The sequence below is a fragment of the Sphingomonas beigongshangi genome, assembly GCF_016820445.1.
GTDB classification, from domain to species: Bacteria; Pseudomonadota; Alphaproteobacteria; order Sphingomonadales; family Sphingomonadaceae; genus Sphingomonas; species Sphingomonas beigongshangi.
The window spans coordinates 1-14,836 of sequence record NZ_JADHDT010000010.1 but is presented as its reverse complement, the minus strand read 5'-3'; the positions used below and the strand labels follow the sequence as shown (position 1 = coordinate 14,836).

The following is a 14,836-nucleotide window of genomic DNA, read 5'->3' as shown; positions in this document are numbered from 1 at the left end:
GGCGTCAGGGCTATTCCGCCGCGACCGGCTGCGACGGTACCGACGCAGCCTCGATCTCCGCCGCCTTCGCTTCGACCAGCTTGACGATATGATCGATCATGTCGGCGTCCTGGACGTGGTGGTCGGTGACGCCGGACAGATAGACCATGTGCTTGCCATTGCCCCCGCCGGTGATGCCGATGTCGGTTTCGCGCGCCTCGCCGGGGCCGTTGACGACGCAGCCCAGCACCGACAGGCTCATCGGCGTGCGGATATGCTGCAACCGTTCCTCCAGCGCCTGCACGGTGCGGATCACGTCGAATCCCTGTCGGGCGCAACTGGGGCAGGACACCACGCGCACGCCGCGGTTGCGGATGCCGAGCGCCTTGAGGATCTCGAAGCCGACGCGGACTTCCTCCTCCGGCTCCGCCGATAGCGACACGCGAATCGTGTCGCCGATGCCGAACCAGAGCAGGCTGCCGATGCCGATCGACGATTTAACGGTGCCGCCGATCAGGCCGCCCGCCTCGGTGATGCCCAGGTGCAAGGGACAATCCGTCGCTTCGGCCAGACCCTGATAGGCGGCGACCGCCAAGAAGACGTCCGACGCCTTCACCGCGACCTTATATTCGTGGAAGTCGTGATCCTGCAGCAGCTTGATGTGATCGAGCGCGCTTTCGACCAATGCATCGGGGCACGGCTCGCCATATTTCTCGAGCAGGTCCTTCTCGAGGCTGCCGGCGTTGACGCCGATTCGGATCGCGCAGCCGTTCGCCTTGGCGGCTCGGACGACCTCCGCGACGCGCTCGTTGCTGCCGATATTGCCCGGATTGATGCGCAGGCAGGCGGCGCCCGCGTCCGCCGCCTCCAGCGCGCGCTTGTAGTGGAAATGGATGTCGGCGACGATCGGCACGTGGCTCGCGCGCACGATCTGCTTCAGCGCGGTCGTCGATTCGATGTCCGGACAGGATACGCGGATGATGTCCACGCCCGCCTCCTCGCAGCGGCGGATCTGATCGACCGTGCCGCGGATGTCGGGCGTGGGCGTGTTGGTCATCGTCTGGACGGTGACCGGCGCATCGCCGCCGACGGGAACATTGCCGACCATGATCTGGCGGCTCGGACGGCGGACGATGTCGCGCCACGGACGTACTGACATGGCTCTCATATACAGCGCGCGGGTTGCGGTTCAAAGACGCTGGTGTAGGGAAGCATGCCTGCCATGGCGCGCCCCCTTCCCACATCGCCGATCCCACGGCATTTCGGCCTGGACTGGCTGCGTATCGCGGCCTTTGCGATCCTGATCGCCTATCACGTCGGCATGGTGTTCGTGCCATGGGGTTTCCATGCGAAGAGCCCGCATGGCGCAGATTGGGCGGTGCTGCCCATGCTTGCGGTCAACGCCTGGCGGCTCAGCCTGTTGTTCGTCGTCTCCGGTTATGCCAGCCGGGCCCTGCTCGGGCGTGCGACGGGCGTCGGCGGGTTCCTGGGGCAACGGACGATGCGGCTGCTGGTGCCGCTGGCGTTCGGCGTGGCGGTCCTCGTGCCGCCGCAATCCTTCGTCGAACTGGTGACCCAGCACGGCTATCGCGCGAGCTTTGCGACCTTCTGGCTGCACGACTATTTCCGCTTCGGAAAGCTCGCGGGCATCGGCCTGCCGGCGCTCAACCACCTCTGGTTCGTGCTCTATCTCTGGTTGTACACGGTCGTGCTCGCCGCGGTGGTCGGATTGGCGAAGGTGACTTCGGCGGGACCGGCCCACAGGGCGCTGCTCCGTGCAGACACCATGCAGCACCTGTTCGAGCGCGTCTTCGCCGGGCCGCTGGTGCTTTTGGTCCCGACGGCATGGTTGATCGGCGTCCATGCCTGGTGGTTTCCGATGGGCTATGAAACGCACGATCCCGCGCATGACCTGATGGCGCATTTGATCTATCTGCCCGCCTTCCTGTTCGGTTTCGCACTGGCCGGCGCGCCGCGCGTGCTGGCCGCCTGCGTGCGCTATCGCTGGCCGGCGGGCATCGCGGCGATCCTCGGCTATGGGGTGATCGTCGGCATCGAACTTTCCCCCGATGCGGCCGAGCCGCCGCGCTGGCTCTACCCCACCTACGGCGCCGCGCATGCGATCCAGCAATGGGGCGCGATCGTCGCGCTGATCGGGCATGCCGAACGGCGTTGGAACCGCGATCACCGCTGGCGACCGCTTCTTACCGAGGCGGTCTTCCCCTTCTATCTCGTCCACCAGACGATCATCGTCGTCGTCGCCTATTGGCTGATCCCGGCCGGTTTGGCCGGGGGCGCGGAATTCGCGATCCTGGTCGCCGCCACGGTGCTGGGTTCGCTCGCTTTCTATCTGATCGGCCGAAAGGTCGAGCCGTTGCGCCCGCTGATCGGGCTCCGCCGTCTTTCCAAGCACAAGGTGCCCGCATCATGACCCAGACCTGGAGCCTCGTCCTGCACGGCGGCGCAGGCACGATCACCCCCGCGCGGATCGGTGGCGCGGCCGAAGCCGGAGCGAGCGAGGCACTTGCCCGCGCGCGCGACGCCGGGGCGGCGGTGTTGGCCGGCGGCGGCAGCGCGCTCGACGCGGTCGAGACGACGGTGCGGGTGCTGGAGGATGATCCGCACTTCAATGCGGGGCGCGGGGCCGCCTTCACCCTGGACGGACGTATCGAGCTCGACGCCGCCATCATGGACGGCACGACGCGCGCGGCAGGGTCGGTCGCGGGACTGACGCGCATCCGCAACCCCGTCACGCTGGCCCGCCGCGTGATGAGCGACAGCCCGCACGTGCTGCTGTCGGGCGACGGCGCGGAAGCCTTTGCCGCGACGCTGGGGGTCGAGACGGTCGACCCCGCCTGGTTCGCGGTGGCGGAGCGGCGGCGGCAGCTCGATGAACTGGTCGCACGCGGCGGCGACGCGTTCGACGTCGATATGAAATACGGCACCGTCGGCGCCGTGGCGTGCGACGTGCACGGCCATCTCGCCGCGGCGACCTCGACGGGCGGTGTGACGGGCAAGCGATGGGGGCGCATCGGCGATTCGCCGCTGATCGGCGCCGGGACGTTCGCCGACGATCGCGCCTGCGCGGTTTCCTGCACCGGGTCGGGCGAGCAGTTCATCAGGGTGGGCGTCGCGCACGAGATCGCCGCGCGCATCCGTCTGGCCGGAGACGCCGCCGCGATCGCCGCCGCCGCCGCCTTGTCGGACGTCCGGGCGCTGGGCGGCACGGGCGGCGTCATCGTCGTGACGTCGTCGGGCGAGGCGTTGTGGCACTTCACCACGCCCGGCATGTACCGTGCCCGCGCCACCTCGGCGGGGGTGCGCGACGTGGCGCTGTATGGCGAAAGCGCGACATGACGGGCTGGCGTGCGATCCGGCGCGGCTGGATCGGGGCGGTGCCGCTTCCACGCCCGTAATTCAAACTCTGGCGCAAGCGCTTCAGCGATCCTGACCCTTCTGTCCGGGGCCGCTTCTCGCTACAGCGTGAGTCCATGAAAACGCTTCGCTTTTGTCTCGCCGCGCTGCCTGCGCTCGTCGTCGCCGCACCGGCCCACGCCTATTGGGAATTCGGGCATCAGACGGTGGCGCGGATCGCATACGCCAATGTCGCGCCGCGGACACGCGCGGCCATCCGGCGCATCCTTGCCGATACGCCGAAGCTGGATACGCCCACCTGTCCCGCGACGACCATCGAGGGGGCGAGCACCTGGGCCGATTGCGTCAAGCCGTTGAAGACCGCCGAGGGCAAGCCGCGGTTCGGCTATGCCTACAACTGGCACTTCCAGGACGTGAACATCTGCGCGCCGTTCAGCCTGGAGGAGGCGTGCAAGGACGGCAATTGCGTCTCCGCGCAGATCAAGCGTGATGTCGCAGTGCTCAAGGACAAGCGTGCCGGAGCGAAGGAGCGGGCGCAGGCGCTGGTCTTCCTGATCCACTTCGTCGGCGACCTGCACCAGCCGCTGCATGCCGGCGAGAAGGGCGACAAGGGCGGCAACGACGTCGCGGCGGCCTATGGCGTGTACAGCCCCAAGCGGTTCAATCTGCACTCCGTCTGGGACGGGACGCTGGCCGAACGTGCGATCACCAGCGGGCCGAGCCTTGTCCGGCGGTATTCGCCTGCGGAGAAGGCGCGGATCGCCCGGGGCGGCGTCGACGACTGGAGCCGCGAATCGTGGCAGGTCGCGCATGACGTCGTCTACGCCAGCGCGTTGCACGGCGACCCGTGCGGCCCCACCCCCGCGAAAGTGACGCTGGACGATGCGACGGTGGCGAAGATCGTGCCCGTCGCACGGCTCGAGGTCGAGCGCGGCGGGCTGAGGCTGGCGAAGCTGCTCGACGAGGCGCTCGGCTGATCGACCCTGCCGCGAACGAGGGGGCGGAGGGACGCGCGGCGGTGCGCCGACGAACCGTCCCTCCACAAAGTACGGCAGGCGACCTCCTCCCCGCGCGCGGGGAGGACGACGTCGTTATCCTTCGCGGCCCGGCACGTCGTGATCGTGCGGTTCCTCGCCCTTCGCCTTGGCGGCGTTGTAGCGATCGATCGCCTCGATCGTGATGCGGCGCGCCTCGGCGGCGTCGCCCCAGGTGCCGACGCGCACCCACTTCTTCTTCTCCAGGTCCTTGTAGTGGGTGAAGAAGTGCTCGATCTGCTCGAAGACGATCTCCGGCACGTCGGCCCGTTCGCCGACGTTGGAATAGTAAGGGAAGACCTGGTCGACGGGCACGCAGACCAGCTTCTCGTCGCCGCCCGCCTCGTCCTCGAGGTTGAGGACGGCGATCGGCCGGGCGCGGACGACGCAGCCCGGGATGAACGGCGAGCGCGCGATCACCAGAGCGTCGAGCGGATCGCCATCCGGCGACAGCGTGTGCGGCACGAAACCGTAGTTCGCGGGATAGCGCATCGGCGTGTGCAGGATGCGGTCGACGAACAGCGCGCCGCTTGCCTTGTCGAACTCGTACTTCACGGGCTCGCCGCCGGTCGGCACCTCGATGATGACGTTGAGGTCGTCGGGCGGCGACTTGCCGACCGGGATGAGATCGATGCGCATGCTTTTCCCTTGTTAAGACCTGCCGCCGCTTACCGCGGGGCGAGAAGACGATCGAGACCGCCTTCGCCGGTTCCGACCTTCTCGAGCCGCGGATAGCGGGGGCCGCCGTGATAGTCGATGGCGACATCGCGGAAGCGCGGCCCGTTCTTGACCAACAGGCGGATCGGTTCCTTCGACGTCTTGGCCGCGAGGATCGCCGCCTTGAGCTTGTCGCCGCTATAGGCCTCGCCGTTGATCGCCTGGATCTGGGTGCCGACGTCCAGTCCCGCCTTGAACGCGGGCGAATCCCAGATCACGCCGTTGACGTTGCCGTCCGGCGCGACGTTGAGCCCGATCGAATAGGTGACGTCGGTGCCGCGGGTCTTTTCCAGGCTGCTGAAATATTTGGTGGGTGTGTCGGTATAGACGAGCTTGTAGCCGTCCATCGCGAAACCGTCGACGGGCGCGGGCTTGCCCGTTTCCGTCAGCCGCTTGTTGAGGAAACCGGCCCAGTCGTAGGGAACGATGCCGTTCAGCGTCCGCGCGACATCATCGAACGTGTACGTGACCTCGCCCCAGTCGCCGTCGCGAATGCCGAAGAAGGCGTGCGCGAAATCGTCGATCGACTTGGTCCCGCCGGATTTCTGGCGGAGCATCGCGTCGACCTCCATCCACACCATCAGGCCTTCGTTGTAATAATCCTCGCTGCGCTGCCAGCTGGTCCAGCCCTTCGGCCGCCGCGCCGAGATGATCGGATCGTTGGTCGTGTCGAGCAGGTCGCGCCACTGGCGGCCGGGCGCGAGCGCATAGGAGCCGGCGATCGCGGCATAGGCGTCGAGCGTATCCTGCTTGCTGACGAGGCCCGAGCGCGCCTGGAGCACATAGCCCCAGAATTGCGTCTGCCCTTCGTACACCCACAGCAGCGAGTCCCGCATCGGCGTGCGGAAGTCCGGGGTCCACAGGTCGGCGCCGCGGCGGAACTTGCCGTCCCAGCTATGCGTGAACTCGTGCGGCAGCAGGTTGCGTGCGGCGACGTTCGAATCCCATTCGGTGAAATAGGTCTTCGCCGTCCCGTCTTCCGACGAGCGGTGATGCTCGAGGCCGATCCCGCCGAGCTGATCGCTCAGCGAGACGAGGAATTCGTAATGGTCGTAATGCTGCGCGCCGAACGTCTTCACCGCCTGATCGACGAGACGCTTGTGCGCGTCGATCTGCTCCGGCGTGGCGGCGAGCAGTTCGGGCGAGTCGGCGAAGACGTTGAGGTTGACGCGCGGAGACAGTGGCCAGGTCTTGCCATAGCGGCCGGCGAGCACCGGCGAATCGACGAGGATCTCGTAGTTCGTCGTCTGATAGGCATAGGTGGAGCCGTTCGCGTTCGCCGGCACCGCGCCCGCCGCGGTCCAGCCCGTCGGGAAGCGCGCGGTCATCTGGATTGGGATCTGGCGGGTGAAATAGCCGGCCGGATAGAGGCTGACCGAATTGGGCTGAAGGCTGATCAGGTTCGGCGTGGCGACGATGCGGCCCTGGTTGCCCTGCGTCGCCGAGATGAACTGGAATTCGACGTCGAGCGACTTGGCGCCCGCGGGCACGTCGATGTGGAAGGCGTAGACGTCGACCGTATCGCGCGTCCAGGGAAGCACCTTGCCGTTCGCGCGGATGACGAGGCCGGCCAGCTTCTCGATCTCTCCGCGCGGCGCGTGATTGCCGGGCAGCCACTTCGGATAGAGCAGCGCCATCGGCCCGCTCTTCGTCACGGGAATCGTCTCCTTCACGCGGAAGATGCCGCGTTCCGTGTCGGTCGCGTCGACGTCCAGCTTGATCGTGCCGGGATAAGGCGCGTCGACGGCGACGGGGATGGTGTCGACGAAGGGAACAGGCTGCGGCGCGGTGTTGCCGGTGGGCACCTGCGCGATCGCGGGAACGGCGATGGCGGACGCAAGAAGGGAGGCGACGAAAAGCTTGGCGTGCATGGAAGGCCTTTGCGGCTGAAGACGATGTACGAATGTTGCGCGGAAAACGTCAGCCGTCCAGCCCCTTAGCTCCCTCCCCCGAGTACGTTGATCGTGAAGGCGATGACGCCGAGATTGAACACGAATGCCGCCAGGCACTGGCCGATCGCCACGCGGCGGATGCGACGGGAGGTGATCTGTACGTCCGAGGTCTGGAAGGTCATGCCCAAAGTGTAGCTGAAATAGAGGAAATCCCAGTAGTCGGGCTGGTCGCATTCGGGGATGTCGAGGCCGCCCGCGTCCTTACCCTTCTCGTTCGCGCTGTAGAACAGATGCGCATAGTGCAGCGCATAGACCATGTTCGAGAACAGCCACGCGAGGGCGAGCGTGACGATCACGATGAGGATGGCGATCGCGTCGTTCTTGCCCTTCAGCTCGTCCGCGACCGCTACCAGGATGACCAGCATCGTCGCCCCCGTGATGCCGAGCAGCACCGCGCGATTGGCGTCATTGTCGCGAGCGGCACGGCGCATGTGCTCGACGCTGCCGCGTCTGAACAGGGGGATCAGCGAGACGAGGAACACCGCGCTGGCCATGTCGAAGGCGATCATGCACCCTCGTGCTCGTCCCAGCCACGGGATCAGCGGAACCAGCCCGACCGCGAACAGCAATGCGAACAGGGCGAAGCGCGGCGGCGCCACCCGTTTGCCGATTCCCCACCAGCGCGGTCTTTCTGTCATATGGTGGCGCTAGCGCTTCCGGCGCGCCTCGCCTAGATACCCGCCGATCATGGCCCGAATAGAAACTCCGCGACGCATACGCGGCACCCAGGACATCTTCGGCGAGGACCAGCGGCGATTCGGGCACGTGCTCGACACGTTCGACCGCGTCCGGCGCCTCTACTGCTTTGGCCGCGTCGACGTGCCGGTTTTCGAGGATACCGCGGTTTTCGCGCGATCGATCGGCGAGACGACCGATGTCGTGTCGAAGGAGATGTACACCTTTCCGGATCGGGGCGGCGACTCGCTGACGCTACGGCCCGAATTCACCGCCGGCATCGCGCGCGCCTTCCTGACGGAAGGGTGGCAGCAATATGTGCCGCTCAAGCTGGCCACCAGCGGCGCGGTCTTCCGGTACGAGCGTCCGCAAAAGGGACGGTACCGCCAGTTCCACCAGATCGATGCGGAGATCCTGGGCGCGGCGGAACCCGCGGCGGACGTCGAGCTGCTGGTCATGGCGGACCAGCTGCTGCGTGACCTCGGCATCGCGGACGGCGTGACGTTGCAGCTGAACACGCTGGGCGATGCCGAGACGCGCGACGCCTGGCGTAGCGCGCTGGTCGGGCATTTCGAGGCGCATCGCGGGGCATTGTCGGAGGACAGCCTCGTCCGGCTCGACAAGAATCCGATGCGCATCCTCGATTCCAAGGACCCGCGCGACCGGTCGATCGCCGATGCCGCGCCGGACATCGACGCCTTCCTGACCGACGACGCGCGTGCCTTCTTCGACGCGGTGACCGCGGGGCTCGACGCGGCAGGCGTCGCCTGGACACGCAATCCGCGGCTGGTACGCGGCCTCGACTATTATCGGCATACGGCCTTCGAGTTCGTCACCGACCGGCTGGGTGCGCAGGGCACGGTGCTGGCGGGCGGCCGCTACGACGGGCTGATCGAGAGCCTGGGCGGCGCGCCGACCGCTGGCGTCGGCTGGGCGGCGGGCGTCGAGCGGCTCGCGATGCTGCTGGAGGAGCCCGCCAGGCCCACGATCGACGCGGTCATCGTGCCGATGGGCGAGGCCGCCGAAGTGCGCGCGACCGGGCTGCTCGCCGAGCTGCGACGCTGCGGACTGGCGGTCGACATGGCGTACAAGGGCAAGATGAAGCAGCGTCTGGCGAAAGCCGATACGCTGGGCGCGCGCCATGCGCTGATCCTCGGCGACGACGAGCTGACGGCAGGCGTCGTCGCGGTGAAGACGCTGTCGAACGGTGAGCAGCGTCAGGTGCCGCTGGACGCGGTGGCGGAGGCGCTACGGTGACCCCGCTCGTTATCCCCGCGGAGGCGGGGATCCAGAGCCGCTGTCACGCCGCAAGGGCCACGCCGTCCGCGAGTCTGGACTCGCGCCTGCGCGGGAATGATGGAGCGGGGGTGCCGCGCGCATGACCACCATCTCTGCCGAACGGATCGCGCAGATCGAGGCGCGGCGCGACGAGCTGCAGGCGCTGATGGCGACCGGCGATCTGCCGTCCGACCGCTTCGTGCAGGTGTCGAAGGAATATGCGGAGCTGGAACCCGTCGCCCGCGCGGCGGCCGAAGTCCGGCGGCTGCGGCAGGAGGCGGACAGCCTCGCCTTCATGGCGGAAGATGGCGACGAGGAACTGCGTGCCATGGCGGCGGAGGAGCTCCACGCCAACAAGGCGGCGCTGGAAAGCGCGGATCGCAGCCTGGCGCTCGCGCTGCTGCCGCGCGACGCGGCCGACAGCCGCGCGGCGATGCTCGAGATCCGCGCCGGCACCGGTGGCGACGAGGCGGCGCTGTTCGCCGGCGATCTTTTTCGCATGTACCAGCGCTATGCGGAGTCGCAGGGCTGGCGGGTCGAACTGATCAGCGCCTCCAGCTCGGATGCGGGCGGATACAAGGAAGTCGTCGCCTCCGTCACCGGGCAGGGCGTGTTCGCGAAGCTCAAGTTCGAAAGCGGCGTGCACCGCGTCCAGCGCGTGCCGGCGACGGAGAGCGGCGGGCGCATCCATACTTCCGCCGCGACGGTGGCGGTTCTGCCCGAGGCCGAGGATGTCGACGTGCAGATCGACGACAAGGACCTGCGCATCGACGTCTATCGATCGTCTGGGCCGGGCGGCCAGTCGGTCAACACCACGGACAGCGCCGTGCGCATCACGCACCTGCCTACCGGCCTCGTCGTCATCCAGCAGGACGAAAAGTCGCAACACAAGAACAAGGCCAAGGCGCTCAAGGTTCTGCGCACGCGCCTGTACGAGGCGGAGCGCGAGCGGCTGGCGGCGGAACGCTCCGGCACGCGCAAGGCGATGGTCGGGTCGGGCGACCGGTCGGAGCGCATCCGCACCTACAACTTTCCGCAGGGGCGCGTCACCGACCACCGTATCAATCTGACCCTGCACCGCCTGCCCGAGATCATCGAGGGCGAGATGGAGGAATTGCTCGGCGCGCTGATCGCCGAGGACGAGGCGGAGCGGCTGGCGGCGCTGGATGCGTGAGGGTGTGCGAGGGCTGAGAGCCGGCGGCGCTCCGTTCTTCCCCCTCATCCCGGCGAAAGCAGGGGCCGATGGCCGCGAGCGGCCTATGGTCCGTGATGCGGTGCGCCATACCGAGACCATGGGGCCCGGCTTTCGCCGGGATGACGAGGGGAGATGAGCGCGTCTCACGCGGTCAGCACCGCCCTCGCCGAGGCTGCCGCCCGCTTCGCCTTCTCCGACACGCCCAGGCTCGACGCCGAGCTGCTTCTCGCCCATGCGCTCGGCATCGATCGCAATGCGCTGCTTCTCGACATGCAGCGCGCCGTTCCCCCCGCATTCTGGGACCTCGTCGCGCGCCGCGAGGCGCAGGAGCCGGTCGCCTATATCGTCGGCACGCGTGGTTTCTGGACGATCGACCTCAAGGTCGGCCCCGGCGTGCTCGTGCCGCGCGCCGACAGCGAGACGCTGCTCGTCGCCGCCGCGTCGCATTTCGCCGGCCGCCCGCCCGGCAGCATCCTCGATCTGGGTACGGGACCGGGGACTTTGTTGCTGGCCGCGCTCGACGAATGGCCGGGGCGCGGATTGGGGGTCGATCGCTCCGACATCGCGCTTCGTTATGCGCGGGCCAATGCGGCGGCGCTCGGCATGGCGGATCGTGCGGTCTTCGTGCGCGGCGACTGGGCGGCGGCGATCGCGGGGCGGTTCGACCTGGTGCTCGCCAATCCGCCCTATATCGGCACGGACGAGCCGCTGCCCGACGAGGTTCGCGCCTACGAGCCCGCCGCGGCCCTGTTCGCGGGTAGTGATGGCCTCGACGACTATCGGACCCTTGCGCAGCAGCTGCCGCGGCTGATCGCGCCGGGCGGCTGCGCCGCCGTTGAGATCGGCCATCGGCAGGCTGCGGCCGTCTCCGGCCTGTTCGGTGACGCGGGCCTCGACTGCCGGGTCCATCGCGACCTCGCCGGGCACGACCGCTGTCTGCTGGTCACGACTTGAATATTGCCGGGCCAGGACGCATATTTCGCTTGTAGGACCGCCCTGCCGGCCGCTATTGCAAGCGTCGGGGCACGCATCATCACCGTCATGTGGTTGATTGCAGGGCGATGGCCCGCATCCTTCGTCATGGAAGCCGCTGCGATCCAGCGGCCCTGGCAAGGCCCGCGCGTCGCGGTGAACCTGGCGCCGGTGCCGGAGGTTTGCGCCATCGGGTCGGGAAGCCCTTGGTGGGCAGGAGCTTGGACCAGTTTGGTTTCACGGACCACATACTCGGATCATAGGACAGTAGCTTGATAAACAATCGGCAGAACGGTCGTCGTCGCGGCCGTGGTGGTGGTGGCAACAACAATGGTCCGCGCCAGGGTGGCGGTGGCCAGGGGCGTCCCGACAACGGCAACCGCATCGACAGCCGCGCGCGCGGCAACGCCAATCAGCTGCTCGAGAAGTACAAGAACCTGGCGGCCGAGGCGCAGCGTCAGGGCGACCGGATCAACACCGAATATTATCTGCAGTTCGCCGACCATTATTTCCGCGTGCTCGCCGATCAGCGCGGCCGGTTCGAGGACCAGCAGCCGCGTCGCCAGCAGCCGTTCGATCTCGATGGCGACGACGAGTTCGGCGACGAGGGCGAGCCGATCCGTGTGGGTGAGCAGGACGGTGGCGAGTTCCGCCAGGCCGAGCGCGGGTTCGACGAGAGTCGGCAGCAGCGTCGCCGCGAGCGCGGCAACGACCGTGGCGAGCAGCGGGGCAACGAGGGCGAGCCGCGTCAGGGCCGCAACTGGGACGAGCGCCGGCCGCGTCGCGCGGAGGCCGCTGCCGACCCCTCGGCAGACGAGCGGCCGGTCGAGGTCGCGGGGCAGCATCGCGCCGAGCCGTTCGCGGAGGGCGAAACGCCCGAGGCGCGCAGCGAGGCGGTGATCGCTGCCGATGCGCCGGCGGCGCCGCGCCGTCGCGGCCGTCCGCGCCGCGACGCGCAGGTCGAGGCGGCGCAGGCCGAGGGCGAAAGCAACGGGGTCGATGCCGATCGCCTTTTGCCGTCGCTGACCCTGGTCGCCAACGATGCGGACGACGCGCCGAAGCCGCGGCGCCGCCGCACCACCCGCGCGGTGGAGGCACCCGCCGCGGAATAACTGGTCCGCCGATCCGGTGGCCAAGGGGCTGGCTCTCCCGTCGCGGGAGGACCGGCCCTTTTCGTATCAAGCCTTCGGTCAGGCGTCTTTGTCGAATCGCTCGACCGCCTCGTCGTGTCCCGTGCCCGAACTAAGAAAGACGAGGCCCATCAGGGCGCCCGCCATCATGATCGAGCCGCCGACGCCGCCCAGGACCGCGAGCATCGTGACGAGGTGGAGCGGTCCCTGGACCCAGGCGAGCGCGACGATCGTCCCGGCGCTCGCGATCGCCGCGACCAGCGTCATCCATGCCATGATCCTGCGGAATCGGGCCCAGGCGTGCGCCGCCTGATCGGGGTCGTCGAGGCCGGGATAATCCATGGCTTTGCATGTGCCGCGAAAACGTGATTTCCTCAATCACCTGAAGCAGGCCGGCGCGTACCGGTTGTCGGCGAACCGAGGAGGCGAGGATGACGATTGCGGCAATCCTGCGGACGAAGGGCGATGAGGTCGCATCGCTCCCGATGACGGCCACCGTCGCGGCGGCGGTGGCGCTGCTGGCGAAGCGGCGCATCGGCGCCGTTCCCGTGATGGACGGCGACCTGGTGGCAGGCATCTTCTCGGAACGCGACCTGGTCCATGGCATCGCGCGGGATGGGGCGGCCGCGCTCGATCGCCCGCTGGTGGAGGTGATGACCCGTCCCGTCCAAAGCGTCGCACCCGATCAGGCGGTGATCGCGGCGCTCTCTCTGATGACCCGGCGGCGGATCCGGCACCTGCCCGTCGTGGAAGGCGGCCGGATGATCGGCTTCGTATCGATCGGTGATCTCGTAAAATACCGCATCGACCGCATCGAGGCGGAGGCCTCGGCGATGCGTGACTATATCCAGCAATAGCGCTTCAAGCTGGCAGCGGTCGCTTGCGGACCATCGCCACCAGCTCGCGCAACGTCCCGCGCGCGAACAGCGCCAGCCACAGGCCGTAGGTCGCCGCACCGGTCGCGACGAGGATCGCCAGATGGGGATGCGGCGGCATGGCGGGAAGCGCGCGGTCGGCCATGAGGACCACCGCCCCCATGCCGAGCGCCGCGATCGCGGAGGGTGCGACAGCCGCCGCGACATCGCGCGCGGAGACGCCGATCACGGGTATCGAGCGCCAGCTGATGATCGTCAGCAGGGCAGGGTAGGACGCGATCCAGCTCCAGGCGAGTCCCGTGATGCCCCAGCGGATGCTGACGAGGAAGGCGATCGTGAGCATGCCCGCGGCGAAGGCGCCGTTCCCCGCGCTGATATCTGGCCGCCCCCGCGCATCGCAGGCGGGGGCATAGAGGACGTGCAGCGTCATCAGCGGCATGGCGAGTGCCAGCAGTCGCACGATCGGTGCCACCTCGCCCCATTTGTCGCCGAGCGCGCTGAGGACCAGCGGGTCCGCAGTCGTCGCCAGCCCTACGTAGAAGGGCATCGCTACCAGCATGATGACCCGGAGCGCGCGCAGGAAGCTGCGTGGGATCGCCGCGGCGTCACCCTGCATGCGCGCATAGGCGCTGAACGCCACTTCGTTGAGCGGCGGCACGAACTTCGACACGAAGATCTGCGCGAGAAACAACGCCGTGGTATAGATGCCCAGCAGATGCGGCGTGACATGACGGCCCGCGATGAAGACATCCGCCTGGCTCTGCAGGAACCAGAAGAACTGCCCGGCCGCCATGATCCCCCCGAAGCGGGCAAGATGGCCCGCGCCGCGGAAGTCGAAGCTCGGCCACATCAGCGAATGCGCATTCCAGGTGAGGACGATGGCCCGCGCCGCGAAGAGCGCGATGGGCGCGGCGACGAGCGCCCAGACCCCCCAGCCGGCGAGCGCGCCGCCCAGCGCGGTGCAAGCCCCGACGATCGAGGCGGCGACGTTGGCCGTCGCTTGGCGGCGGAAGTCCATCGTGCGGCTGAGCAGCGCATAGGGCAGCGCGGCGAAGGGCGTGATGAAGTAGATGAGCACCTGCACCCGCAGCAGGTGCGCGACAGCGGGTTGGCCGTAATAGCGGGCGGCGACGGGCGCGAGCGCGAGCTGGGCGAGCGCCAGTGCGACATTGAGCGCGATCAGCATGCCGAACAGCTGCCGGACTTGGTGCTCTGTGACATGCTCGCGTTGGATGAGTCCGCTCGCGAGGCCGTAGCCGTTGAGCATGTTGAGGAAGCCGAGCACGACGCCCGTCATCGCGTACAGCCCATAATCGTGCGGATCGAGGATGCGGATGACGAGGAAGGTCGCCGCCCATTGCAGCGTCTGGGCGAGAATCTGGCTGCCCGAGCGCCAGATCACCGCGCGGCGAATCTGCGATCCGAGGGATTCGGCACCGTTTGAGGGCTGATTCGACGCGACTTCCATGCCAGAGCGATAGCGGGAAAGGCCTTCACAAGGCGTAAACCCCAGCTTTTCCGCGGCTTTCGGCGCGACCGAAAGAAAAATGCAAAAAAGTGTTTGACGGTCCGGAACCCCTTCCCTAGATGGGTGTCACCGCAGCGGTGGCCGACACGGTCGCTGAGGCAGTCACGAAAAATCTGGCGCGCTGAC

At 67.9% G+C, this 14,836-nt stretch carries 14 protein-coding genes; 8 read left to right on the top strand and 6 right to left on the bottom strand.

Going from position 1 to position 14,836, the window contains the following annotated elements:
* Positions 1 to 10: 10 nt before the first annotated feature.
* On the bottom strand, positions 11 to 1,138 hold the full coding sequence (gene ispG / locus IQ292_RS16250; protein ID WP_203311379.1) for a flavodoxin-dependent (E)-4-hydroxy-3-methylbut-2-enyl-diphosphate synthase: 1,128 nt from the start codon (positions 1,136 to 1,138) through the stop codon (positions 11 to 13).
* A gap of 63 nt (positions 1,139 to 1,201) precedes the next feature.
* Here ispG and IQ292_RS16245 point away from each other — a divergent pair, with 63 nt between their 5' ends.
* The 3 genes from IQ292_RS16245 to IQ292_RS16235 all read left to right on the top strand — a co-directional run bounded on the left by IQ292_RS16245 (position 1,202) and on the right by IQ292_RS16235 (position 4,331).
* Entirely contained in the window at positions 1,202 to 2,410 is a 1,209-nt protein-coding gene (locus IQ292_RS16245; protein WP_203311378.1) for an acyltransferase family protein, read from the top strand.
* Complete coding sequence (locus tag IQ292_RS16240; RefSeq protein WP_203311377.1) at positions 2,407 to 3,336, top strand: isoaspartyl peptidase/L-asparaginase family protein; 930 nt, start codon at positions 2,407 to 2,409, stop codon at positions 3,334 to 3,336. The genes IQ292_RS16245 and IQ292_RS16240 overlap by 4 nt, the downstream gene beginning before the upstream one ends.
* A gap of 134 nt (positions 3,337 to 3,470) precedes the next feature.
* A complete protein-coding gene (locus tag IQ292_RS16235; RefSeq protein ID WP_203311376.1) occupies positions 3,471 to 4,331 on the top strand; it encodes a S1/P1 nuclease in 861 nt (286 codons plus the stop codon).
* A 114-nt stretch (positions 4,332 to 4,445) separates the two neighbouring features.
* Here the strand turns inward: IQ292_RS16235 and ppa are convergent, their stop codons facing one another.
* The 3 genes from ppa to IQ292_RS16220 form a co-directional block, all read right to left on the bottom strand.
* Positions 4,446 to 5,027, bottom strand: a complete 582-nt coding sequence (ppa, locus tag IQ292_RS16230; protein ID WP_203311375.1) for an inorganic diphosphatase — start codon at positions 5,025 to 5,027, stop codon at positions 4,446 to 4,448.
* A 29-nt stretch (positions 5,028 to 5,056) separates the two neighbouring features.
* Positions 5,057 to 6,976: a M61 family metallopeptidase gene (locus IQ292_RS16225; protein WP_203311374.1), complete on the bottom strand. Its 1,920-nt coding sequence runs from the start codon at positions 6,974 to 6,976 to the stop codon at positions 5,057 to 5,059.
* Positions 6,977 to 7,041: 65 nt separating this feature from the next.
* Positions 7,042 to 7,695 carry a DUF1345 domain-containing protein gene (locus IQ292_RS16220; protein WP_203311373.1) on the bottom strand — a complete coding sequence of 218 codons (654 nt, stop codon included), beginning with the start codon at positions 7,693 to 7,695 and terminating at the stop codon, positions 7,042 to 7,044.
* 49 nt (positions 7,696 to 7,744) lie between these two features.
* Here IQ292_RS16220 and hisS point away from each other — a divergent pair, with 49 nt between their 5' ends.
* The 4 genes from hisS (at position 7,745) to IQ292_RS16200 (ending at position 12,289) form a co-directional block, all read left to right on the top strand.
* Positions 7,745 to 8,989, top strand: coding sequence for a histidine--tRNA ligase (hisS, locus tag IQ292_RS16215; RefSeq protein ID WP_203311372.1), 1,245 nt, complete (start codon positions 7,745 to 7,747; stop codon positions 8,987 to 8,989).
* Positions 8,990 to 9,110: 121 nt separating this feature from the next.
* The gene (gene prfA / locus IQ292_RS16210) at positions 9,111 to 10,184 is read left to right on the top strand and encodes a peptide chain release factor 1 (protein WP_203311371.1); all 1,074 of its coding nucleotides are present in this window, start codon (positions 9,111 to 9,113) and stop codon (positions 10,182 to 10,184) included.
* Between the two features lie 153 nt (positions 10,185 to 10,337).
* Positions 10,338 to 11,159 carry a peptide chain release factor N(5)-glutamine methyltransferase gene (gene prmC, locus IQ292_RS16205; protein WP_203311370.1) on the top strand — a complete coding sequence of 274 codons (822 nt, stop codon included), beginning with the start codon at positions 10,338 to 10,340 and terminating at the stop codon, positions 11,157 to 11,159.
* Positions 11,160 to 11,449: 290 nt separating this feature from the next.
* Entirely contained in the window at positions 11,450 to 12,289 is an 840-nt protein-coding gene (locus IQ292_RS16200) for a DUF4167 domain-containing protein (RefSeq protein ID WP_203311369.1), read from the top strand.
* A gap of 78 nt (positions 12,290 to 12,367) precedes the next feature.
* On the opposite strand, the gene IQ292_RS16195 is transcribed toward IQ292_RS16200, so the two are convergent.
* Positions 12,368 to 12,649, bottom strand: coding sequence for a hypothetical protein (locus IQ292_RS16195; protein ID WP_203311368.1), 282 nt, complete (start codon positions 12,647 to 12,649; stop codon positions 12,368 to 12,370).
* Between the two features lie 89 nt (positions 12,650 to 12,738).
* Between IQ292_RS16195 and IQ292_RS16190 the strand changes: the two genes are divergently transcribed.
* Positions 12,739 to 13,164, top strand: a complete 426-nt coding sequence (locus IQ292_RS16190; protein ID WP_203311367.1) for a CBS domain-containing protein — start codon at positions 12,739 to 12,741, stop codon at positions 13,162 to 13,164.
* 4 nt (positions 13,165 to 13,168) lie between these two features.
* On the opposite strand, the gene IQ292_RS16185 is transcribed toward IQ292_RS16190, so the two are convergent.
* Positions 13,169 to 14,650, bottom strand: a complete 1,482-nt coding sequence (locus IQ292_RS16185) for a lipopolysaccharide biosynthesis protein (RefSeq protein ID WP_203311366.1) — start codon at positions 14,648 to 14,650, stop codon at positions 13,169 to 13,171.
* Positions 14,651 to 14,836 lie beyond the last annotated feature (186 nt).